This window comes from Streptomyces sp. NPDC096105, assembly GCF_044763335.1.
Taxonomy (GTDB): Bacteria; Actinomycetota; Actinomycetes; order Streptomycetales; family Streptomycetaceae; genus Streptomyces.
This window is the reverse complement of record NZ_JBIWGC010000004.1, coordinates 443673-465369: the sequence shown is the minus strand read 5'-3', so window position 1 is coordinate 465369 and position 21697 is coordinate 443673. Positions and strand designations below refer to the sequence as shown.

17 protein-coding genes are annotated in these 21697 nt (G+C 74.5%); 9 read left to right on the top strand and 8 right to left on the bottom strand.

Translation table 11 applies throughout. The features are described 5' to 3' along the window. Window positions 1-128: 128 nt before the first annotated feature. The 3 genes from ACIQ8B_RS09965 to ACIQ8B_RS09955 form a co-directional block, all read right to left on the bottom strand. Window positions 129-1493 carry a phosphomannomutase/phosphoglucomutase gene (locus ACIQ8B_RS09965; RefSeq protein ID WP_290000878.1) on the bottom strand — a complete coding sequence of 455 codons (1365 nt, stop codon included), beginning with the start codon at window positions 1491-1493 and terminating at the stop codon, window positions 129-131. A 109-nt stretch (window positions 1494-1602) separates the two neighbouring features. Then, window positions 1603-1782, bottom strand: coding sequence for a hypothetical protein (locus ACIQ8B_RS09960; RefSeq protein ID WP_403546382.1), 180 nt, complete (start codon window positions 1780-1782; stop codon window positions 1603-1605). A gap of 115 nt (window positions 1783-1897) precedes the next feature. Then, on the bottom strand, window positions 1898-2320 hold the full coding sequence (locus tag ACIQ8B_RS09955; RefSeq protein WP_006134663.1) for a DUF3499 domain-containing protein: 423 nt from the start codon (window positions 2318-2320) through the stop codon (window positions 1898-1900). Window positions 2321-2672: 352 nt separating this feature from the next. Here ACIQ8B_RS09955 and ACIQ8B_RS09950 point away from each other — a divergent pair, with 352 nt between their 5' ends. After that, the gene (locus ACIQ8B_RS09950; RefSeq protein ID WP_006134665.1) at window positions 2673-3053 is read left to right on the top strand and encodes a metallopeptidase family protein; all 381 of its coding nucleotides are present in this window, start codon (window positions 2673-2675) and stop codon (window positions 3051-3053) included. 19 nt (window positions 3054-3072) lie between these two features. On the opposite strand, the gene ACIQ8B_RS09945 is transcribed toward ACIQ8B_RS09950, so the two are convergent. From ACIQ8B_RS09945 to ACIQ8B_RS09935, 3 genes are all read right to left on the bottom strand, one after another. Further along, window positions 3073-4647 carry a DUF5719 family protein gene (locus tag ACIQ8B_RS09945; RefSeq protein ID WP_403546381.1) on the bottom strand — a complete coding sequence of 525 codons (1575 nt, stop codon included), beginning with the start codon at window positions 4645-4647 and terminating at the stop codon, window positions 3073-3075. Continuing rightward, window positions 4644-8354, bottom strand: a complete 3711-nt coding sequence (locus ACIQ8B_RS09940; protein ID WP_403546380.1) for a glycosyltransferase — start codon at window positions 8352-8354, stop codon at window positions 4644-4646. The genes ACIQ8B_RS09945 and ACIQ8B_RS09940 overlap by 4 nt, the downstream gene beginning before the upstream one ends. A 210-nt stretch (window positions 8355-8564) precedes the next feature. Beyond that, a complete protein-coding gene (locus ACIQ8B_RS09935; RefSeq protein WP_006134669.1) occupies window positions 8565-8828 on the bottom strand; it encodes a WhiB family transcriptional regulator in 264 nt (87 codons plus the stop codon). Window positions 8829-9552: 724 nt separating this feature from the next. Here ACIQ8B_RS09935 and ACIQ8B_RS09930 point away from each other — a divergent pair. The 4 genes from ACIQ8B_RS09930 to ACIQ8B_RS09915 are packed head-to-tail and all read left to right on the top strand — an operon-like array spanning window position 9553 to window position 13474. Then, window positions 9553-10116: a cysteine dioxygenase family protein gene (locus ACIQ8B_RS09930; RefSeq protein WP_290000907.1), complete on the top strand. Its 564-nt coding sequence runs from the start codon at window positions 9553-9555 to the stop codon at window positions 10114-10116. Window positions 10117-10157: 41 nt separating this feature from the next. Beyond that, window positions 10158-11117 (top strand): 2-phospho-L-lactate transferase, encoded by a 960-nt coding sequence (cofD, locus tag ACIQ8B_RS09925; protein ID WP_403546379.1) that lies wholly within the window; start codon window positions 10158-10160, stop codon window positions 11115-11117. Then, window positions 11114-12421: a coenzyme F420-0:L-glutamate ligase gene (locus tag ACIQ8B_RS09920; protein ID WP_403546378.1), complete on the top strand. Its 1308-nt coding sequence runs from the start codon at window positions 11114-11116 to the stop codon at window positions 12419-12421. The genes cofD and ACIQ8B_RS09920 overlap by 4 nt, the downstream gene beginning before the upstream one ends. A gap of 51 nt (window positions 12422-12472) precedes the next feature. After that, window positions 12473-13474 carry a DNA-3-methyladenine glycosylase family protein gene (locus ACIQ8B_RS09915; RefSeq protein WP_403546377.1) on the top strand — a complete coding sequence of 334 codons (1002 nt, stop codon included), beginning with the start codon at window positions 12473-12475 and terminating at the stop codon, window positions 13472-13474. 575 nt (window positions 13475-14049) lie between these two features. Here the strand turns inward: ACIQ8B_RS09915 and ACIQ8B_RS09910 are convergent. After that, on the bottom strand, window positions 14050-15132 hold the full coding sequence (locus ACIQ8B_RS09910) for an NDP-sugar synthase (RefSeq protein WP_106413914.1): 1083 nt from the start codon (window positions 15130-15132) through the stop codon (window positions 14050-14052). 131 nt (window positions 15133-15263) lie between these two features. Then, entirely contained in the window at window positions 15264-16772 is a 1509-nt protein-coding gene (locus tag ACIQ8B_RS09905; RefSeq protein WP_403546376.1) for a peptidoglycan recognition protein, read from the bottom strand. A 140-nt stretch (window positions 16773-16912) separates the two neighbouring features. On the opposite strand from ACIQ8B_RS09905, the gene ACIQ8B_RS09900 reads away from it, so the two are divergent. From ACIQ8B_RS09900 to ACIQ8B_RS09885, 4 genes are all read left to right on the top strand, one after another. Beyond that, window positions 16913-17674 carry a TIGR03089 family protein gene (locus ACIQ8B_RS09900; protein ID WP_290000923.1) on the top strand — a complete coding sequence of 254 codons (762 nt, stop codon included), beginning with the start codon at window positions 16913-16915 and terminating at the stop codon, window positions 17672-17674. A gap of 235 nt (window positions 17675-17909) precedes the next feature. Further along, window positions 17910-19118 (top strand): LCP family protein, encoded by a 1209-nt coding sequence (locus ACIQ8B_RS09895; RefSeq protein WP_403546375.1) that lies wholly within the window; start codon window positions 17910-17912, stop codon window positions 19116-19118. 242 nt (window positions 19119-19360) lie between these two features. Beyond that, complete coding sequence (locus ACIQ8B_RS09890) at window positions 19361-21154, top strand: LCP family protein (RefSeq protein WP_403546374.1); 1794 nt, start codon at window positions 19361-19363, stop codon at window positions 21152-21154. 219 nt (window positions 21155-21373) lie between these two features. Continuing rightward, window positions 21374-21628 carry a LytR C-terminal domain-containing protein gene (locus ACIQ8B_RS09885; RefSeq protein WP_403546373.1) on the top strand — a complete coding sequence of 85 codons (255 nt, stop codon included), beginning with the start codon at window positions 21374-21376 and terminating at the stop codon, window positions 21626-21628. Window positions 21629-21697 lie beyond the last annotated feature (69 nt).

The following is a 21697-nucleotide window of genomic DNA, read 5'->3' as shown; positions in this document are numbered from 1 at the left end:
TCTCCGTGCGCTTGGGGGCCCCGTGGGGGGGTGTTGGGGGGGGCGGGGGCCCCGGGGGGGGGGGGGGGGGGGGGGGGCGGGGGCCCCCCCCCCCGCCCCCGCCGCCCCGGTCGTCGCGGCTCGCTCGGCTACGCCCTGATCAGGGCGAGGGCCTCGTCGCGGATCCGGATCATCGTGGCCTCGTCGCGGGCCTCGGCGTTCAGCCGCAGCAGCGGTTCGGTGTTGCTGGGGCGGACGTTGAACCACCAGTCGGCGCCGGAGACGGTGAGGCCGTCCAGGTCGTCGAGGGTGACGCCGTCGCGGCCCTCGTAGGCGGCCCGGACCGCGGCGAGGCGGGCGGCCTGGTCGTCGACGGTGGAGTTGATCTCGCCGGAGCCGGCGTAGCGGTCGTACTGGGCCACCAGCGCGGACAGCGTGCCCTGCTGTTCGCCGAGCGCGGCGAGGACGTGCAGGGCGGCCAGCATGCCGGTGTCGGCGTTCCAGAAGTCGCGGAAGTAGTAGTGGGCGGAGTGCTCGCCGCCGAAGATGGCGCCGGTCCTGGCCATCTCCGCCTTGATGAAGGAGTGGCCCACGCGGGTGCGCTCGGGGGTGCCGCCGTTCTCCCGGACGACCTCGGGCACCGAGCGGGAGGTGATCAGGTTGTGGATGACGGTGCCCTTGCCGCCGTTGCGGGCGAGTTCGCGGGAGGCGACCAGGGCCGTGACGGCGGAGGGGGAGACCGGTTCGCCGCGCTCGTCGACGACGAAGCAGCGGTCGGCGTCGCCGTCGAAGGCGAGGCCGAGGTCGGCGCCCTCCTCGCGGACCCGCTTCCGCAGGTCGACGAGGTTGGCCGGGTCGAGCGGGTTGGCCTCGTGGTTGGGGAAGGTGCCGTCGAGCTCGAAGTACAGGGGGACGAGGGTGAGCGGCAACCCGGCGAGGACGGTCGGGACGGTATGGCCGCCCATGCCGTTGCCCGCGTCGACGACCGCCTTCAGCGGGCGGATGCCGGTGAGGTCGACGAGCGAGCGCAGGTGGGCCGCGTAGTCGTCGAGGGTGTCGCGGCGGGTGACGGTGCCGGGGGCGGCGGCCGGTTCCGGGGCGCCCGTGGCGCTCCACTCCTCGACGAGGGCGCGGATGTCGGCGAGGCCGGTGTCCTGGCCGACGGGGGCGGCGCCCGCCCGGCACAGCTTGATGCCGTTGTACCGCGCCGGGTTGTGCGAGGCGGTGAACATCGCGCCCGGCAGGTCCAGCGCGCCCGAGGCGTAGTAGAGCTGGTCGGTGGAGCACAGGCCGATCTCGGTGACGTCGGCCCCTTGGCCGGCCGCGCCGCGGGCGAAGGCGGCGGACAGGCCGGGCGACGAGGGGCGCATGTCGTGGCCGGTGACGACGGCGGTCGCGGCGGTCACCCGGACGAAGGCGGCGCCGAAGAGCTCGGCGAGCGACTCGTCCCACTGGTCGGGGACGACCCCGCGCACGTCGTACGCCTTCACGATCTGCGAGAGATCAGCAGCCACGGCCAGCCCTTCCGGAAGTCCTGTCGGTCACCACAAACTACCCGCAGGGGGCGGCGCTCCGGTGGGGCGGCCGGGCGGAGCGCGGCCGGTCCTGCCCGGTCCTGCCCGGTCAGGGCTGCGGCCGGGCGAGCACCGCCGTGCTCTGCCCCACCACGAGGAGGCGCGTCACGAGCGGCAGGCCGAGGCTCCAGGGCGGCGCCTTGCGCGGCAGGCCGCCCGCGCGGCCCGCGAGTCCGGCGGCCGCGCAGGCGATGGCGGGGTTCCGCGGCGGGGTCGTCTTGCCGAGCACGCCGTCGGAGCCGTCGGCGGCGGCGAGCGGGCCGGACTGCTGGGCGGCGGTGACCTGGAGGGCGTCGAGGGGCGCGCGGTGAGGGGATGTGAGGGGACGGCCGGAGTGAGCGGCCTCAGTTGTCCGGGGAGCGCAGAACCCGCAGGTGCCCGCGGCGGGCGACCTCCATCGGGTCGGCGCCGCGCGCGCCGCCGCCGGCTCCGGCCGCCCGCTCCTGGGGGCGGGCCGCCTCACGCACGGCGTTGGCGAGCGCTTCCAGGTCGTCCCCGCTGGGCTGCGCCGGGGCGGATCCGTCGAGCAGGCGGACGACCTCCCAGCCGCGCGGCGCGGTGAGGCGTTCGGAGTGCTCGGCGCACAGGTCGTAGCAGTGGGGTTCGGCGTAGGTGGCGAGCGGGCCGAGGACCGCGGTCGAGTCGGCGTAGACGTACGTGAGCGTCGCGACGGCGGGACGGCCGCAGGCGGTGCGCGAACAGCGACGTACAGGGCTCACGACGTTGGACGGTACCGCACTCTTGAGCGGGCCGCGACGACTCTCCACCAGGTCACTCCCCCGTGTCGGGGTGTGAAACGCCCCACATACCCCAGGAAACACACCTCTGTGACCAGGCGGGACGCCCGACCGGCGGCTTTCGGCCGGTTCTGGCTCCGGTCACCAGTCGGCATAAACACCGTCAAATGCCTTGAGCACATCGGTCCGGGAGAGATGCAGAATCGAGTCCAACCTTGGCTGGAATGGTCAGGTTGTGACATGACGTGCGGGTCGGCCGGAAGCCGCGTGGGCGTACGGCGGCGCGACGGCACGACGACTACCCTTCGCAGTGATGGACAGCCCCGTGACCCCTCGCTCCGCAGGCCCCGGGCCCCGCCACCGTGACCGCCACGGCCGGGGCATGCGCGGCCCGATCGCACCACCCCAGGTGCCGCTGGCCGCCAGCCGCGCGGAGACGTTCGCGGATCTGGTGCAGGACTCGGTGGAGCGGCTGGAGCGGCGCTGGCCGCAGCTCGCCGACATCGATTTCCTGGTGCAGGACGTCCCCCGGCTGGACGGCGCGGCGGGATCCGGCTGGGACGAGACGGTCCCGCTGGGCGGGACGGTGACGGCACGCGACGGACGCCCCGCGCGCGTGGTGATCTACCGGCGCCCGGTCGAGATCCGCTCCAAGGGCCGCGACGAGCGCGCGGCGCTGGTCCACGAGGTCGTGGTCGAACAGGTCGCCGACCTGCTGGGACTGACGCCGGAGACGGTCGACCCCCGGTACGGCGAGGACTGAGGCACCGGGGGTCGTACGGCTACCGCTGCAGGACCGACAGGTCCTCGCCGACGTCCGGCACCGCCACCATGCCCCGGTCGTCCGGGAGCGGCTGGACCGTGAAGAACGGCACGCCGCCCTCCGTCGCGGCAAGGGTGCGCGAGGCGTGGACGGGGCCGCCCGTCCGCAGCTCGACCGTCAGCGCGTAACTGCCCTTCAGACCCGTCGGCACGGGCGCATCGACGTCCTGCGTCGTCCCCCGCTTGATGCTGTACGTCTTCGTCCGGGGCGTGCCGCCCTTGGTGCCCGCCGACGCCGTCACCCGGATCTCGGCGTCGCCCTCGGGCGCGGTCACCGAGAGGGTGGTGCCCTCGGCGGTGTTGTCCAGCACCGTCGCGCGCGTCTCCACCGGCCGGGCCGCCGGGATGAACGCCGACTCCTGCTTGCCCTCCTTGCCGCGCAGCACCCGCACGGCCGCCACCACCGGCACGGAGCGGTCCGGCGCGGTCAGCACCAGGGAGCCCGCCTCGCCGCGCGTGAGGTCGCCCAGGTCGAAGGCCGCGGTCATGCCGCCCTTGACGTGCAGCGTCTCGTTGCCGGCCGGGGTGATCAGGCCGGACGGGGAGGCCAGCTGCACCTTCAGGTCGACGTCGGCGTCCCCGGGCGTGAACGCGACCAGGCGGACGGCGGTGGCGTCCTTCGGGATGCCGGGCAGGACCAGGCTGCCCGACGGGTCGGCCGACGCGGACAGCCAGTCGCCGCCCAGCTCGTCGTCCAGCGCCTGCACGGCCGCGCCGACCCTGCCGCTGCGCACCACCACGTGCACGGTGACGTCGGTCTGCTTCTCCGCGGTGAGCGTGGACAGCAGCACCGGCTCGGCGGAGCGCGGCTTGACCGTGATGCCCTCCCCCACGGTGGTCTCGAGCTCGCCGTCCTTGCCGTAGAGCTCGATGTCCACCACGGCCGCGGCGTCGTCCGGGTTGGTCAGGTGGAGGTAGTCGGTGCGGCTGTCGTCGGTGCTGGCGCCGGGGAACCAGAACTGCGTGTCGGCGGTGGAGCAGGCGACGCCCTGGAGCCCGCGGCCGGTCCCCGCGGTGACCTCGGTGGTCTGCTGCGCGGTCCAGCCGGACGCGAAGCGGCCCTCGGCGATGCCGACGAGGGCGGGGGCGCCGGCCCCGTCGGCCTCGGCGGCCACCGGCCTGCCGGGCTCCCGGAGCTGGAGGACGGGCTTGCCGGCCCCGCTGTCCTTCTCCGCGCCCTTCTCGTCCTTCTCTTCCTTGTCGCCGGACTCGCCGGACTCGCCGTCCTCGGCGGCCTTCTCGTCCTCGCCGTTGTCGTCCTCGTCCGGGGCCGACTGCCGCGCGGCCGCCCGGAGCACGGCCGTGCCCTTGTCGTCCGCGCCCTCCGTGACGGGGGTGAACGAGGTGTACGTCGTCTCGGCCAGGTCGGAGGCGCTGGGCTGCGGGCACAGCAGCCCGGTGCGCTCCACGGGGAGGGTGGCCGCCCCGGTCCGCTGCTCGGCGGGCCCGGTGTCCGGCGTCGAGACCGCGGCGAAACCGGTGACGGCGGCGAGCGCGGTGGCGCCCGCGATCAGGGACAGGGTGGTGCGGTTCACTGCTGGCTCCCGTCGGGACGCTCGTTGCCCGTGCCGTGGGGGTCGTACGGAGTGTCGTAGCCCTGCGTGTAGGTCGTCTGGTCGTAGCCCTGGGGGTACGTCTGGTCGTAACCCTGCTGCGGGGCGCCGTAGCCGTACGGGTCGTACGCGCCGTCCTGCGGCGGGTAGCCGCCCGCCGGGTACTGCCGGCCGCCGTAGCCGTCGGCCGGGTACTGCTGGTACGGGGCGGCCGCGTAGGCGTTCTCGTCGTAGCCGGTGTCCCGGTACTGCCCCTGGTCCCAGTCGCCGTGGCCGGCCTGGTGCGGGACGGGCGCCGGGGGGTGCTCCGGCGGGGCGGGCGCGTCGGCCTCCGCGTCCGCACCGGCCGCGTCCGTGCCGTCCGGGTCGCCGCCGTCCGGGGCGTGGGCGGCCGCCGCGGCGGCCTCCGCCTCGGCCTGGGCGCGCAGCCGGCGGGCGCGGCGGCCCTCGCCGGCCTCCGCCTCGGCCGGGACGGGCGCCTCCTCCGGCAGGTCGTCGTCGACGTCGCGGCGGCGGCCGGGCAGCGCCATGACGACCAGGACCACGGCGAGCAGGCCCTGCGCCCACATCCACAGGGTGTGGGTGAACGGCTTGTCGTAGGTGACGTCCAGGGCGCCGCCGGACGCGGGCAGTTCGAAGCCCTGGGCCCAGCCGTCGACCGTGGTGGGGGTGAGCGGCTTGCCGTCGAGGGTGGCTCTCCAGCCCTCCGCGGCGGAGTCGGCCAGGCGCAGGACGCGGCCCTCCGCGCCGTCCTCGATCTCGGTGTGGATCTCGACCGGTCCCGCGGCCACGGGCTCCGGCTCGCCGCCCTTGCCCTCGGCGGGCACGACGGTGGCGCGGGCGACCTGGCGGTCCACCCGCCACAGCGCGCCGCCCGCCTGCTGGCTGAGCCGGCTCAGGCCGGGCGTGGCGTCCAGCACCCGGGTGACCTCGCGCGGGGCGCCCTGGTGCACCAGGACGTAGCGGACGGCGAAGCCGCCGAGCTGATCGGCCTGGTCGGCGCCGGAGCCGGCGACGAGGTTGGCGACGACCTGGTCGAGCAGCTCGTTCTCGCCGTCCTGGGCGGCGATCTCCGCGTCGCCCATGCGGGCCCCGGATCCGCGCACCAGGACGTAGTCGACGCGGTCGGCGGAGTCGGTGTCGAGGACCAGGGTGCGGGCCTGGTCGCGGGTGGCGCTCTCCTCGGCGACGAACGCCGGCACCTGCACCGGGTCGCGCCGCTCGACGGGTCCGCCGGCGCCGCGGATCATCCAGTTGGCGGCGAGGACCAGCGGGCCGACGGCGCAGGCGAGGGCGATCAGCACGGCGACCGGCTGGCGCCAGCCGAAGCTCTGCTCGGCGACCCGCGAGCGGGCCCCGTCGGCGCCCAGCGTGCCGGCGGCCAGGAGGGCGATGCCGTAGACGAGGGTGGCGGGTCCCGCCCAGGCGGAGCTGTTGGAGAGGACCGCGAAGACCAGGCCCACCAGGGCGGCCGTCCACGCGGTGAGGATGGCCGTGCGGCGCTCGGCGCGCAGCAGGGCGGCCAGCGCGGCGAGGACCAGGCCGATCAGCAGCAGCCCTCCGGTCGTGCCGGGACCGCCGGGGCTCGCGCCGAGCAGGTCGAGCGCGGAGGCGGCCGACGGTCCGTACGGCAGTCCGGCCTCCTGGAAGAAGCCGGACGGCAGCAGGGACAGCGACCAGGGGGCGAGCACCAGCAGCGGGCTGCCGAGCTGCGCCAGGAAGCGCGGGCCGTACGCCGTGAGGTCGGACCGGCGCAGGGCCAGCACGCCGACGCCGAGGACCAGCGCCATCGGCCACACGATCGGGGTGAAGGCGGTGGTGACGGTGAGCAGCAGCGCGTACGCCCAGGTGGCGCGCCAGCTGCCGCGGCCGTCCGGGGCGGTGAGGCCGCTCGCGGCGATGCCGGCGCGGGCGAGAAGGGGCAGCAGCACGGCGAGCACGGCCGTGCCGATACGGCCCGAGGCCAGGGCGCCGGTGACGGCGGGCAGCAGGGCGTAGGCGACGGCCGCCCACGCGCGCAGCAGCCGGGACTCGACCAGCGGGCGGGAGGCGAAGTACGCGGTGAAGCCGGCCAGCGGCACCGAGCAGACCAGCAGGACGGTGACGGCGAGGCCGGTGGAGCCGAGCAGCAGGGTCGCGAGCGCCGCGACGATCGCCAGGTAGGGCGGTGCGGTGCCGGTGCCGCCGGCGCCGACCGCGTGCCAGGCGTCGGTGTAGCGGGCCCACAGGTCGCCCGCGGCGGCGGGCGCGGGCAGCAGGGCGCCCCCGGCCAGTGCGCCGCCGCCGAGGAGCTGACGGCACGCCACCAGCGAGACCAGCAGCAGCATCAGGAAGAGCACCGGTCCCGGACGGCGGGCGATGCGCTTGAGGCGGGCGAACTGCTCGACCTCGATGAAGTCGGCGTCGTCGCCGCCGGGTCCGGACTCCAGGGCGCTGCCGTGCCGTCCGGCACCGGAGACGGCCTCGGGGTCGGAGCGGCCGACGAGGTTGCCCGCGACCTGCTCCACGGTGACGCGGACGGTCGCACCGGGCGGCGGGAACAGCGGCCGCAGCTCGCCCTTGTCGACCTGGGGACTGCCGCGGTCGCGGCGTCCGGCGAGGATGCGCTCGGGGCGCAGCAGGACGCCCATGAGACCGCGGATCTCGTCGACGGCCTGTCCGGGGGCCTTGCCGACCAGGTAGGCGAAGGTGCGCAGCAGCGTGCCGAGGACGACCCGCAGGAGCACCCAGGGCAGGGCTGCGGTGCGGGTGTTGACGAGGAGGGTGTGGACGGCGCCGGCCTTGTCCACCTTGTGCGGGGAGGCGGCGGTGCGGCCCACGCAGTCGACGGTGCGGCGCTCGCGGGAGGCCGCCTCGGCGTGCCGGACGACCGCCTCGGGCGCGACGAGGACCCGGTAGCCGGCCGCGTTGAGCCGCCAGCACAGGTCGACGTCGTCGCGCATGAGGGGCAGATGCCGGTCGAACCCGCCGAGCTGCTCGAAGAGGTCGCGGCGGACGAGCATGCCCGCGGTGGACACGCTCAGCACGGGCCGGACGTGGTCGTGCTGGCCCTGGTCCTGCTCGCGGCGGTCCAGGCCGGTCCAGCGGCGGCCGGAGTTGGCGATGGAGACGCCGACCTCCAGCAGTTGCTTGCGGTCGTACCAGCCGCGGAGCTTGGGGCCGACGACGGCGACGTCCTCACGGCCGAGCTCGTGCTCGTTCTCCACGACGCGCAGCAGCTCGGCCAGCGCGCCGGGCTCGGGGGCGCAGTCGTCGTGCAGCAGCCACAGCCACTCGACCGGCTCGCCGTACGGCAGTTCGGGAAGGTCGTAGGCGTCGTCCCGCCAGCTTCGGGTGACCGGGTCCCAGCCGCTCGGCCGCTTCAGGTAGGGCAGGTCGTCCGGGGTGAGGTGCGGGGCGCCGCGGTGGCACTCCTCGACCGCCTGGCCGAAGCCGGTGCGCCGGGCGAGGTGCAGGACGCGGTCGTCACCGAGGGCCTCGGTGACCAGCCGGGCGGAGTCGTCCGCGCTGCCGGTGTCGGCGGCCATGGCGAACTGGACGGGGCGCTCCTGGCCGAGCAGGCCGGCGAGCGCGTCCGGCAGCCAGCGGGCGCCGTCGTGGGAGACGAGGACCGCGGTCACCACGTGACGCGGGAACTCAGGTGCGGCAGCGGGATCCTGACGGGCTGCCGAGTGGCTGTGCACGGACATCGAGGTACGGGCCCCGGTTCGGTGGACTGTGGGGACGCCCGTGCCCGATGGGGGCGGCGGGGCGTCTCGGACGAGCGACCACACTATCGGCTGCACGACAAGGGAGCCCGCCGCCTGTGGACAACCACCGGCGACGGGCCTTAAGTGATGTTTGTACGAAGAAGCGCGCGTTGCCAGGGAGTGCGGCGGGCGGCGCCGGGGCGACGCGCGTCAGACGGCGGCCTTCTTGAGGCGGCGGCGCTCACGCTCGGACAGGCCGCCCCAGATGCCGAAGCGCTCGTCGTGGGCGAGGGCGTACTCGAGGCACTCGGAGCGGACCTCGCAGGCGAGGCAGACCTTCTTGGCCTCCCGGGTGGAGCCGCCCTTCTCGGGGAAGAAGGACTCGGGGTCGGTCTGGGCGCACAGCGCGCGCTCCTGCCAGCCGAGTTCCTCGTCCGCGTCGTCGACCAGCAGTTGCTGCACCAGCTCGGTCATGTACGCCCCTCGTCCGTCTTTCGCGTCCCCGTGATGTAGCCGTTACCGATTCCGGCTGAACGACACGAGTGAAATTACAAGTGTGCTGCTCCGGGCGAGTCAAGCCGAGATCTGCTATTGAGCCCCTTATTCACTCTGCGGAACCAAGGCCGAGCGGAAAGTGTTCAAATCACCCTAAACCTTGACACAGGTGCGGGACCCGCGAGGGCGTCCGGCCCCGCACAGTGCCTCACGAGGGAGGACGCCCGCAGGATCGATCTCGTTCCGACACCCCTGCCGCGGCGAACCGGATCACAGTCGGATCACGGGATCGCAACGGCGCACGGGGCGCCCGGTCGTGCGCACCTTGTGTCCCGGGAACCGGCTGAGCAAACCTTTCACCTGCCAGATGCACCGGATGAGGTGAACCGGGTCCCACATACCGGGCGTCGAGTTGACTTCAGAGGTGTGAACCGCTCTTCTTGTGGGCATGCTCGCGAATCCGGCACTCACCTCGACCCGCTCCGCCGGGTTCCCCGGTGCTGCCCACGTTCGCTGCAGCTGTCGCTGTACCTGCTGTTGAGCCACCATGCTCCGGCCTCCGCCGCGTCCCTCCAGGACCCGGCCTCCCCCCGCTGAACCCGCCCTCACCCGGGCTCCCCCCCGCCGCCCGCCCGCGACCCGGGCCCACGCGGCGCGACATCCCCACCGTCCCTCCCTCTCCGCGCCGAGGACCTCCGTACCCATGAACAGCGACAGCGACCTCCAGATCGCCGGCGACCTCCTCGAAGTCCCGCACCTGCTCCAGCCCGAGCGTGAACACCCCTCCACGGTGGCCGAGTTCGCCGGCCTGGCCCGCTCCATCGCCGCCGACCGCGCCCAGTGGGAACCCCTCGTGCGCTACGACGCCGCCAGCCGCTGGTACCACCGGCTGCGCACCGGACCCGGCTACGAGGTGTGGCTGCTGTCCTGGGTGCCCGGCCAGGGCAGCGGACCGCACGACCACGGCCGCTCCTCCGGCATGTTCACCGTCCTGGACGGCGCGCTGACCGAGCACACCGACCACGGCACGCGCGTGCTGACCGCCGGCGCCGTGGGGGTCCCCCCGCTCGAGCGGGGGAGGAGCCGGGAGTGGGGAAGGGTCTTCGCGCCCGGCTACACGCACGACGTCGTCAACGACACCCTGGAACCCGCGGTCAGCCTGCACATCTACCACCCGGGCCTGACCGAGATGCCGATGCGCCCCGCGTCCCGGCTCCGCCCGGCCGCCGCCCCGCACTGCGAGGCGCGCCCGGCGCCGCTCCGGTGACTGGCTGACGCGATGTCGTGGCGGCCTGCGAGGATGGCCCCATGCGCATTGTGGTTCTGGCAGGCGGCATCGGCGGTGCCCGGTTCCTGCGCGGTCTGAAGCGGGCCGTGCCGGACGCGGACATCACGGTCATCGGCAACACCGGGGACGACATCCACCTCTTCGGGCTGAAGGTCTGCCCGGACCTCGACACGGTGATGTACACGCTCGGCGGCGGCATCGACGAGGAGCGGGGCTGGGGGCGGAGCGACGAGACCTTCCACCTCAAGGAGGAGCTCGCGGCCTACGGCGTCGGCCCGGAGTGGTTCGGGCTCGGCGACCGCGACTTCGCGACGCACATCGTGCGCACCCAGATGCTCGGCGCCGGTTTTCCGCTCAGCGCGGTCACCGAGGCGCTGTGCGACCGCTGGAAGCCCGGCGTGCGCCTCATCCCCATGACCGACGACCGCGTGGAGACGCACGTGGCGGTCGAACTGGACGGCGAGCGCAAGGCGATCCACTTCCAGGAGTACTGGGTGCGGCTGCGGGCCTCGGTGCCCGCGCAGGCGGTCGTGCCGGTCGGCGCGGAGCAGGCCAAGCCCGCCCCCGGCGTCCTGGAGGCGATCGGCGAGGCCGACGTCATCCTGTTCCCGCCGTCCAACCCCGTGGTGTCCGTCGGCACCATCCTCGCGGTGCCGGGCATCCGCGAGGCCATCGCCGACGCGGGCGTGCCGGTGGTCGGCCTGTCACCGATCGTCGGGGACGCCCCGGTGCGCGGCATGGCCGACAAGGTGCTCGCCGCCGTCGGCGTGGAGTCCACGGCGGCCGCGGTCGCCGAGCACTACGGCTCCGGGCTGCTCGACGGCTGGCTGGTCGACACCGTGGACGCGGCCTGCGTGGAGCGGGTCGAGGCGGCGGGCGTCCGCTGCCGGGCCGTGCCGCTGATGATGACCGACGTGGACGCGGCCGCCGGGATGGCCCGGGAGGCGCTGGCCCTGGCCGAGGAGGTCCGTACGGCATGAGCGAGGCGCACCCGTCCTACCGGGTCTGGGCCGTCCCCGGCCTGCCCGAGGTCCGCCCCGGCGACGACCTGGCCAAGCTGATCGCGGCCACCGCACCCGACCTCGCCGACGGCGACGTCCTGCTGGTCACCTCGAAGATCGTCTCCAAGGCGGAGGGCCGGATCGTCGAGGCCGCCGACCGGGAGGCCGCGATCGACGCGGAGACCGTACGGGTGGTGGCCCGGCGCGGCCCCCTGCGCATCGTCGAGAACCGGCAGGGCCTGGTCATGGCCGCCGCCGGGGTCGACGCCTCCAACACGGCCCCCGGCACGGTCCTCCTGCTGCCCGAGGACCCGGACGCCTCCGCCCGCACGATCCGGGACGGCATCCGCGACGCGCTCGGCGTCGAGGTCGGCGTGATCGTCACCGACACCTTCGGCCGCCCCTGGCGGACGGGCCTGACCGACGTGGCGATCGGCGCGGCGGGCGTGCGCGTGCTGGACGACCTGCGCGGCGGCACCGACGCGCACGGCAACCCGCTCGCCGCCACGGTCGTCGCCACCGCCGACGAGCTGGCCTCCGCCGGCGACCTGGTCAAGGGCAAGGCCGCGGGCCTCCCGGTGGCCGTCGTCCGCGGGCTGGACCGCACGACGGCGTCCGACGACGGAGAAGGCGCCCGCGCCCTGGTCCGCGACGCACGCGACGACATGTTCCGCCTCGGCACGTCCGAGGCGGTGCGCGAGGCGGTCACCCGGCGCCGTACGGTACGGGCCTTCACCGACGAGCCGGTCGACCCCGGGGCGGTGCGCCGCGCGGTGGCCGCCGCCGTCACGGCCCCCGCACCCCACCACACGACCCCCTGGCGCTTCGTCCTCCTCGAGTCCCCCGAGAGCCGCATCCGCCTGCTCGACGCCATGCGCGACGCCTGGATCGCGGACCTGCGCCGGGACGGCAGGTCGGAGGAGTCCATCGCCAAGCGCGTCCGCCGCGGCGACGTCCTGCGCAACGCGCCGTACCTGGTCGTGCCCTGCCTGGTGACGGACGGCTCGCACCACTACGGCGACGCCCGCAGGGACGGCGCGGAGCGGGAGATGTTCGTCGTCGCCGCGGGCGCGGGCGTGCAGAACTTCCTGGTGGCCCTCGCGGGCGAGCGGCTCGGCTCGGCGTGGGTGTCGTCGACGATGTTCTGCCGTGACGTGGTCCGCCAGGTCCTCGGCCTGCCCGCCGACTGGGACCCGATGGGCGCGGTCGCGGTGGGCCACCCGGCCGAGGAACCGCGCCCCCGTCCCGAGCGCGACGCCACCCGGTTCATCGAGGTGCGGTGAGCGGGGGCCTACCCTCGTAGGAACCCTTCACTCTCACCCCGGGGGACTCTCGTGGCCGGACGCTTCGCCCCCCGCCCGACACGGACCAGCGTGCGCGGCGGGCAGGCCGCCGTGCCCGCGCGGGTCCCGCGCCAGGCGCCGGACGCGCCCCGGGTACGGACCTACGTGCCGGACGGCCCCCTGGACCTCGGCCTCGTCCTCGGCCCGCTGCGCCGCGGCGTCGGCGACCCCACGTTCCGTACGACCCCGGACGGCGCCGCGTGGCGGTGCAGCCTGACGCCCGTGGGGCCCGGGACGCTCCGGGTGACCCGGTCGGACGACGGCGTCCGGGGCGAGGCCTGGGGCCCCGGCGCGGACTGGCTCCTCGACCGCCTCCCCGAACTGCTCGGCGCCGCCGACGACCCGTCCGCCTTCGTCCCCCGGCACCGGCTGCTGGCGTTCACCCGTCACCGCCTGCCGGGACTGCGGCTGCTGCGCACCGGGCTGGTGCTGGAGTCGCTGATCCCGTCGATCCTGGAGCAGAAGGTCACGACCGGGGAGGCGTACCGGGCGTGGCGGCTGCTGGTCCGCACGTACGGCATGCCGGCGCCCGGGCCCGCGCCCGAACGGATGGCGGTGATGCCGGCGCCGCGCACCTGGGCGCTGATCCCCTCCTGGGAGTGGCATCGCGCCGGCGTCGACGACAAGCGGGCGTCCACCGTGCTGCGCGCGGTGCGGGTCGCCGCGCGGCTGGAGGAGGCGGCGGGGATGCCTCCCGAGGAGGCGCGGGCGCGGCTGGAACTGGTGTCCGGGATCGGTCCGTGGACGTCGGCGGAGACGGTGCAGCGGAGTCACGGGGCGGCGGACTCGGTGACGACGGGGGATCTGCATCTGCCGGGGATCGTGGGGTGGGCGTTGGCGGGGGACCGGGATGCGGACGACTCCGTCATGCTGTCGTTGCTGGAGCCTTATGCGGGACAGCGGCACCGTGCGGTGCGGTTGATCCTGCTGAGCGGGAGGACGCCTGCGCGGCGGGCGCCCCGTATGCCGCACGGCGACATCGCCCGCCTCTGAGACTCCGCGCGTTGCGGCACCCTGCGTTGTGCTGCGCACCCCTTCTTCTCCGTCACCCGGCGTGGGTACGGGCCGGGGGGTGTCCGCGCAACCCGGCGCCGGCGGGGTGCCTGCCCCCAGCGCCCATCTGTGCCGCCCTGGGGGCACCTTCCAGGTCTTTAAGGCACTGGGGGGCACCACTGCCCGCAGTGGGCGGGGGGCGCGCCCCGAACGGCCGGGCGGTAGCCGCGTACGGCGAGGCGGCTCGCCCACCATGGGCGGGACGCGGCCGCCCGCGGCGGGGAGGGGACGGGGCGGGGGCGGGCGCCCGCAGCGGCCGGCGCGTCCGCGCCCTTCACTCACCGAGACGCACTCTCGCGCCGGACCGAGGACGACCGCCCCTGCCGCGGCCCCGCACCACTCACCGCCCGTGGGCGCTACGCCCGCCCCCACGGGCAGCGGCCTTGCGCCGCAGGCGTCACACCTCACCCCCCACCGCACGGAACGCCGCACCACAGGTGCTGGACCCACCCCCACCGGCAGAACCCCGCACCGCAGGCGTCACACCCCACCCCCCACCAGCGGAACCCAGCCCCCTACTGGTCCGAGGAGAAACGCACCGCCCCCGCCGGGATGCGCGCGTCGCACCACACCCGCACGCCCTCCCGCAGTTCGTTGTGTGCCCCGACGACCGCGCCGTCTCCTATGACCGTGCCGGTCAGCACCGACCGTTCCCCCACCCGCGCCCGCGTCCCGATCAGCGAGTCCGTCACGACCGCCCCCGGCTCGATCACCGCGCCCGGCAGGATCGTGGACCCGAACACCCGCGCGCCCTCCGCGACGAACGCCCCCTCGCCCACCACGGTCCCGCCCGCCAGCTTCGCGTCCGGCGCCACCGTCGCCGTGGGCAGCACCAGCCGGTCCCCGCACCGCCCCGGCACGGCAGGCGACGGCGCCTTGCCGAGCACCAGATCGGCCGACCCCCGCACGAACGCCGCCGGCGTCCCGAGGTCCAGCCAGTACGTCGAGTCGACCATGCCCTGAAGGTGCGCCCCCGCGGCCAGCAGCCCCGGGAACGTCTCCCGCTCGACCGACACCACCCGCCCCGCGGGGATCGTGTCGATGACCGAGCGCCGGAACACGTACGCCCCCGCGTTGATCTGGTCGGTGACGATCTCCTCCGGCGTCTGCGGCTTCTCCAGGAACGCCAGCACCCGCCCCGTCCCGTCCGTCGGCACCAGCCCGTACGCACGCGGGTCGGTCACCCGCGTCAGGTGCAGCGAGACATCCGCGCCCGACGTCTCGTGCGTCCGCACCAGCGCCCGGATGTCCAGGCCCGTGAGGATGTCCCCGTTGAACACCAGCACCGGCTCGTCCGGCCCCGAGTGCAGCCGCGAGGCGACGTTGCGGATGGCGCCGCCCGTGCCGAGCGGCTCCTCCTCCGTGACGTACTCGATGTGCAGCCCCAGCGCCGACCCGTCACCGAAGTGCGGCTCGAACACTTCGGCCAGGTACGACGTGGCGAGGACGATGTGCTCCACGCCCGCCGCGCGCGCCCGCGCGAGCTGGTGCGTGAGGAACGGCACCCCGGCCGCCGGGACCATCGGCTTGGGTGTGTGCACCGTGAGCGGGCGCAGCCGCGTGCCCTTGCCGCCGACCAGGAGGATCGCTTCTGTCACCTGTCGTCTCTGCTTCCTGCCGGGTCCGGCCGAACTGTCTTTCGGCCGGCCAGTGTATGCAGAGGGCCCCGGCAGGATCGGAGCGGCCGGCTCCCCGGCCGGCGCTGTGACCGGTCCTGTGACCGGCCCCCTCAGCGGCCCTGGTACCCGGCCGCCTCGGAGCGCACGCTGCTCAGCTCCTCGTACAGCTTCCCCCCGGGGCAGGAGGTGTTGACCCCGTCCCGGTGACCGGAGATCACCTTCATCTTCACCTTCTTGCCTTTCGCGTACAGGTTGCCCCCGGCGGACGTCAGGGATGTCTTCGCCTGCGGGTTCATGCCGTGCAGCCCCAGCTTCCAGGCGGTGAGCCGGGCGACGGCCTTCACCGCCTTGGACGGCGGATTCTTGGAGCCGTAGGAGCCGATGACGGCGATGCCGGTGGTCCTGGAGTTGAACCCGAGGGTGTGGGCGCCCTTGACCGGTTCGGCCACGCCGCCGGCCCGGCCCTCGTAGATGCGGCCGCACTTGTCGACGAGGAAGTTGTAGCCGATGTCCCGCCAGCCCAGGCTCTTCGTGTGGTAGCGGTAGAAGCCGCGGATCAGGGAGGGCGCCTCCGAGCAGGAGTAGCCGTTGCCGGAGGCGGTGTGGTGCACGAAGGCCGCCTTCACCTCGCTGGTGTAGGCGAACTTCTTCTCCCGCAGGCTCTCGTCCGCCCCCCAGCCGTGCCGGGTGACGATGGCGGGGCGCGGCCCGATGTACGGCGTGCCCTGCTGCTGTTCGGTCAGTTCGGTGCCGCGCAGGGTGACGAGCTCCTCGCGCGTCTCCTCGGCGGTCAGCGCGGGGATCTCGGTGGCGCCGAGCGGCGCGAGGGCGGAGTTGGCGGCGGAGGCGGCCTTCGCCCCGGCGGTCATGGCGCCCGTACGGGGCGCCTCGGCGCCGCCGGCGGGCTCGGCCTCCCCCGGATCGACCAGGTCGAGCCGCAGCCCGGCCGGCAGGGCGGACACCCCGTCCGTCTCACCCGCCCCTTCCCCGCCTGACGCCCCCTCCCCGCCTGACGCCCCCTCCCCGCCTGACTGCTCCTCCCCGCCTGACTGCCCCTCACCCGACCCGGTGCCGACGGGACCGACGTCCCCCGGACGGCCTTCCGGCTCGCCGGACTCCGGCAGCACCCGCACCTCCACCCCGTCCGACTCCCCCACCCACAGCGGCGCCGTGGCCCCCCGCACCTGCCCGGAGGCGGCCTCCGCGGTGTCCGGGTCCGCCCCGTGCTCGGTGTAGTGGGTCTCGACGTCCTGCCAGCCGGACCACTCCCCCGTGCCGGCCGCACGGGTGCGGACCTGCACGCGGCCGTGCAGGGCGGCGGAGGGGTCGTCCCAGACGACGCCGAGGAGGGAGAACGCGGGCACTGTCCGGGGTGTCAGGCCGAGGACGGCGCCGGAGGCACGGTCGTGGGTGAGGGGGCGCAGGGGCAGCGACCGGGTGCTGCCGGGGACATCGGCCGGGACTTCGGCCGTCCCCGCGGTACGCGTGGCCGCGTCCGTCACCGCCACCGGCACCGGCGTCCCGGCGGACGCGACGGACGCTGCCGCGGGCGGGGCGGACGGAAGGGCGAGGGCCGCGGCGCAGGTGACGCCGATTGAGGAAGCAAGGATTCCACGCATGCCCCTGAGCTTGGACACAGCCAGACAAATCTGTCCATCGCTCAGATGACGGCCCGTCGGCCGCCGTTCCCCCGAACCGGTGGCCCGCGCCCGGCCCGCGCGGAGGGTGCGCGCGGCCGGGGCCGCGTACCCTTGCGCGGGTGAACGCCACCGACCGCACCCCTGCCGACCTGCTGGGTTCCGCGCTCGCCGCGGACCCGGGACGCCCCCTGGTGACCTTCTACGACGACGCCACGGGCGAGCGGGTCGAATTGTCCGTGGCCACCTTCGCCAATTGGGTGGCCAAGACCGCCAACCTGCTCCAGGACGAGCTGTCCGTCGAACCGGGCGACCGGGTGACCCTGCTGCTGCCCGCGCACTGGCAGACCGCGGTGTGGCTGCTGGCGTGCGCGTCCGTCGGCGTGGTCGCGGACGTCGGCGGCGACCCGGCCGCGGCGGACGTGGTGGTGAGCGGCCCGGAGCCGGAGTCGCTGGCGGCCGCCCGCGCCTGCTCGGGCCCCCGCGTCGCGCTGGCGCTGCGGCCGCTCGGCGGGCGTTTCCCGCAGCCGCCGGAGGGTTTCGCCGACTACGCCGTGGAGGTGCCGGGCCAGGGCGACCGGTTCGTGCCGTACGCGCCCGTCGACCCGGAGGAGCCGGCGCTGATCGTGGCGGGCCGGGAGTTCTCCGGCGCGGAGGTCGTCGAGCGGGCCCGCGCGGAGGCGCCGGACCTGGGGCTGACCGGCCCCGGCTCGCGCGTCCTCTCGGGGCTGCCGTACGACACGTGGGAGGGCCTCGGCGCCGGGTTGTACGCGCCGCTGGCGACCGGCGGCTCCGTGGTGCTGTGCCGCAACCTCGACCGGCTGGCCCCCGAGGCCCTCGACCAGCGCGTGGAGAGCGAACGGGTCACGGTCATCGCCCGCTGACCCGCCCTCGGCGCCCCGGCCGCCGCAGAGCAGCCCCGGAGCCCCGCCTCACCCGTTCGGCGCACCACCACCCCCCGCCCCTCCCTCGCCCGGGCCACAGTCGTAGGAAGCGGCACGCGCCCGAGGGCACGCACCTGCGCGGGGCGCACCCTCGCGGGGCGCACCCGCGCGGCACGCACAGCAGGCCGCGCCCGTACGCCGTCCCGGCCCGGACGCAGGGAGGGGTGGAACCGGCATGAGCGACACCGCAGGCGCGGCCCCCGAGGGGCAGGGGGCGGCGGGGCGCCCCCTCGGCCCGGGCGCCGGCTCCTCGCCGAGCGGGTGCGGCCGCGGCCGCCGGCGCCGCCGGCGCTGGGGGTGGGGCGTCGGCGTCGGGATGTCCCTCGCGCTGGTGGGCGCCGCGGCCGCCGGGTGGGCGGTGTACATGAAGCTGGAGGGGAACATCACCCCGGACGAGGCGGCGGCGGCCGAACTCGCCCGGTTCGAGAAGGACCGGCCCACCGCACTGGTGAAGGACGCCCTCAACGTCCTGCTGATCGGGTCGGACTCGCGCGCGGGCGCGGAGAACCGCCGCTACGGGCGCGACCCGGGCACCGAACGCTCGGACACGGTGATCCTGCTGCACCTGTCGGCGGGCCGGCACAGCGCCACCGCGGTGTCGATACCGCGCGACCTGATGGTGGACGTGCCCGGCTGCCGCCGCCCGGACGGGTCGCGTTCGGCGCCGATGTTCGCGCAGTTCAACTCCGCCTTCGAGGTGGGCGGTTCGGCCTGCACCGTCCGCACCGTCGAGAACCTCACCGACATCCGCGTCGACCACCATGTCGTCGTCGACTTCGAGGGGTTCAAGGACATGGTCGACGCGGTGGACGGCGTCGAGGTGTGCCTGAGCGAGCCCGTCGACGACGAGGACGCCCGCCTGCGCCTGCCGGCGGGGCGGGTGACCCTCGACGGCGAACAGGCGCTCGGCTACGTCCGGGTGCGCAAGACCCTCGGGGACGGCAGCGACACCGGCCGCATCGAGCGGCAGCAGCGGTTCCTCGGCGCGCTGGTGAACAAGGTCCGCAGCAACGGGATCCTGCTGAATCCGGTGAAGCTGTATCCCGTCCTGGACGCGGCCACCTCGTCCCTCACCACCGACCCCGAACTCGCCAGCCTGCGCGGTTTGTACGAACTCGTACGCGGTCTGCGCGACATCCCCGCGGAAGGTGTGCAATTCCTCACCGTCCCCAGGGAGTCCTACGCCGGGGACGTGAACCGGGATCAGCTCGCCCAGCCCGCCGCCGGGAAACTGTTCGAGCGGCTGCGCAAGGACGAACCGGTACGCGTGGATACGCACGGTGAGCGAAAGGCCACGGAAAAGGGAACAGCGGCGCCGGCGGACAGCGCGTCCCCGGCTCCGACGTTCTCCGGGAACACCGCCGCCGAGGACACCTGCGCGTAAAGGAAACTCACAGGCAACTCCCGGATTGCGAACTCCTGTCCACAGAAATGGGCGGATTGCCCCTTGTGAAGGCGTGGAATTCGTCACCGGCGTCGCCGGGGACCGATCCGGGCCGTTAGTGTGAGCCATCCGGTGCGTCCGTTCCTTCAGGTCCGTCCTGAGATCCCGCACTGTGTGACCGAGACCCGAGCGCCTGGGAGGGGAAAGGCGCCGCGTGGCCCCGACGGAGGATTCGAGCGACCGTGGACGCGCAAGGCCGTGGGCGGGGGGAGAACATCGATCCCGCAGATCAGTGGGTACTCAATCCGAACACCGGCGAATACGAACTGCGACTGAGCCCTTCCGCACCGCAGTCATCCATTCCGGCTCCGCGCGGGCCGCGGAAGCCGGGTGCGGGACAGCGGAAGCCGGGTGCGGGTCAGCCGCGTGCCCGGTCGGCGTCGCCCGACGAGGCGCCCGAGCGCCCCGGCCGTGCCTCCCCCGAGCGTGAGACGTCCGGGCGGGAGGTGCCGCCGCAGCGCCGGCGCCGGGGCGCACCGGAGGAGCCGCCGGCGGGCCGTCGCGGCCGCCGGCCGGCGAAGAAGAACAAGAAGGCGAAGAAGGCGCTGCTGTGGGGCAGCGGCACCCTGGCCTTCCTGGTGCTCGGCACGGGCGTGGCCGGCTACCTGTACCTGGAGCACCTCAACGACAACATCACGACCGTGTCGGACGACGGCGCGAGCACCGGTGGCTTCAAGAAGGACCAGGCCATCAACATCCTGCTGATCGGCACCGACAAGCGCACCGGCGCGGGCAACGAGGGCTACGGCGACACGGGCAGCGCGGGCCACGCCGACACCACGATCCTGCTGCACGTCTCCAAGGACCGTACGAACGCGACCGCGCTGAGCATCCCGCGCGACCTGATAGTCGACATTCCGGACTGCCCGACCGAGCAGGAGGACGGCAGCGAGAAGGTCATCCCCGGCTCCACCGGCGTCCGCTTCAACACCAGCCTCGGCCAGAACGGCCGTACGCCGAGCTGCACCATGCGGACCGTGACCGAGCTGACCGGCATCAAGCCGGACAACTTCATGGTGGCGGACTTCAACGCGGTGAAGACGCTGACCACGGCGGTCGGCGGCGTCGAGGTGTGCCTGGCCAAGGACATCGACGACCCGGACTCGCACCTGAAGCTGCCCAAGGGCACGCACACCATCGAGGGCGAGGAGGCCCTGGCGTTCGTGCGCACCCGTCACTCGGTGGGGCTGGGCGGCGACCTGAGCCGGATCGGGCTGCAGCAGCAGTTCCTCAGCGCGCTGATGCGCAAGCTGAAGTCGAACGACACGCTCACCAGCCCGACGAAGATGATCAAACTGGCCGAGGCGGGCACCGAGGCGCTCACCGTCGACTCCCAGCTGAGCAGCATCAACAAGCTCAAGGACCTCGGCCTGGAGCTGGGCAAACTGAACGTCAAGAACCTGACGTTCGCGACCGTGCCGGTGGTCGACAACCCAGCGGAGACGGTGAAGGCGACGGTCGTCCTCAACGAGGCCAAGGCCGCCGAGGTCTTCGACCTGATCCGCAACGACGTGTCGTTCACCGAGGTCAAGCAGCAGCAGAAGAAGGAGAAGGCCGCCGTCGCCGCCCGCCTGAAGGGCGAGAAGGCCCCGGCGTCCGAGGTGCGGGTGCGCGTCCTCAACGGTGGCGCGCCCGCCGGAAGCGCCCAGTCGACCCTGAGCTGGCTCCAGGTCCAACAGGGCGTCAACAAGTCGGAGAACGGGGGCAACGCGCCCGCGGAGCTGGCGAAGACCACCCTCGAGTACGCCCCCGAGCAGGCGGACGAGGCGCGTCGGCTGGCCGCCATCATGGGTCTGTCCGGGGCGGCGTTGAAGCCCGGCGAGAGCGTCACCAACTCCCAGGGCCTGCCCGCGATGACGCTGACCCTCGGCAAGGACTTCAAGGGCGCGGGCGTGTCGCTCACGCCCCCGGACAAGGCGCCCGACGACATCAAGAGGTCCACGTCCACGGCGGACAAGGTCGTGTGCGCCGAATAGGCGCCTGACCGGGCCCGTCTCGCGTTCCACGGGGCGCGGACGGGCCCGTCCCGTGTCCAGGGGTGGGGGAGCGGCACCGCACGACGACGCGAAGCGACGCGTACGGAAAGGGGGCACGGCCGGACAGCGCCCCGCGCCGGTCCGGCCCGCCGGAGGAAGGCCGTCCCGAGGGGCGCCGCGCCCGACACCTCCGCCGCCGGCGCCGAGGAGCGGACCGTCGTGCGCTACCCGGCCGCCGGTCTGCGGGGGGACGCCCGGCGGGTCGCCGAGTCCCTGGGCGTCCCGGCGGGTTCGGTCCGCCGGTCGGCCGACGTCACGGACGTCACCGTGGTGGTCGGCGCGGACTGGCGGGAGGGCGGGACGTACCCGGAGCCGGAGCCGCCGAAGGCGGGGGACCTGCCGGACCACGCCGACGCACTGAGCGCGGCGGAGAAGGGCGCCTGCATGGACGTGTACGCGCCGTACCGCTGGTAGCGACCGCGGCCGGGCCCCCGCCGTCCCTCGGGGAAATCGAGGGATGACCGGGGGCAACTGACGGGCCCG

What these genes read in the sequence shown, in the direction of transcription:
- ACIQ8B_RS09950 (WP_006134665.1), top strand. Translation starts at nt 2,673, where the DNA reads ATGCGCGGCCCGATCGCACCACCCCAGGTGCCGCTGGCCGCCAGCCGC.
- ACIQ8B_RS09940 (WP_403546380.1), bottom strand. Translation starts at nt 8,354, where the DNA reads ATGTCCGTGCACAGCCACTCGGCAGCCCGTCAGGATCCCGCTGCCGCA.
- ACIQ8B_RS09935 (WP_006134669.1), bottom strand. Translation starts at nt 8,828, where the DNA reads ATGACCGAGCTGGTGCAGCAACTGCTGGTCGACGACGCGGACGAGGAA.
- ACIQ8B_RS09930 (WP_290000907.1), top strand. Translation starts at nt 9,553, where the DNA reads ATGAACAGCGACAGCGACCTCCAGATCGCCGGCGACCTCCTCGAAGTC.
- cofD (WP_403546379.1), top strand. Translation starts at nt 10,158, where the DNA reads ATGCGCATTGTGGTTCTGGCAGGCGGCATCGGCGGTGCCCGGTTCCTG.
- ACIQ8B_RS09920 (WP_403546378.1), top strand. Translation starts at nt 11,114, where the DNA reads ATGAGCGAGGCGCACCCGTCCTACCGGGTCTGGGCCGTCCCCGGCCTG.
- ACIQ8B_RS09905 (WP_403546376.1), bottom strand. Translation starts at nt 16,772, where the DNA reads ATGCGTGGAATCCTTGCTTCCTCAATCGGCGTCACCTGCGCCGCGGCC.
- ACIQ8B_RS09895 (WP_403546375.1), top strand. Translation starts at nt 17,910, where the DNA reads ATGAGCGACACCGCAGGCGCGGCCCCCGAGGGGCAGGGGGCGGCGGGG.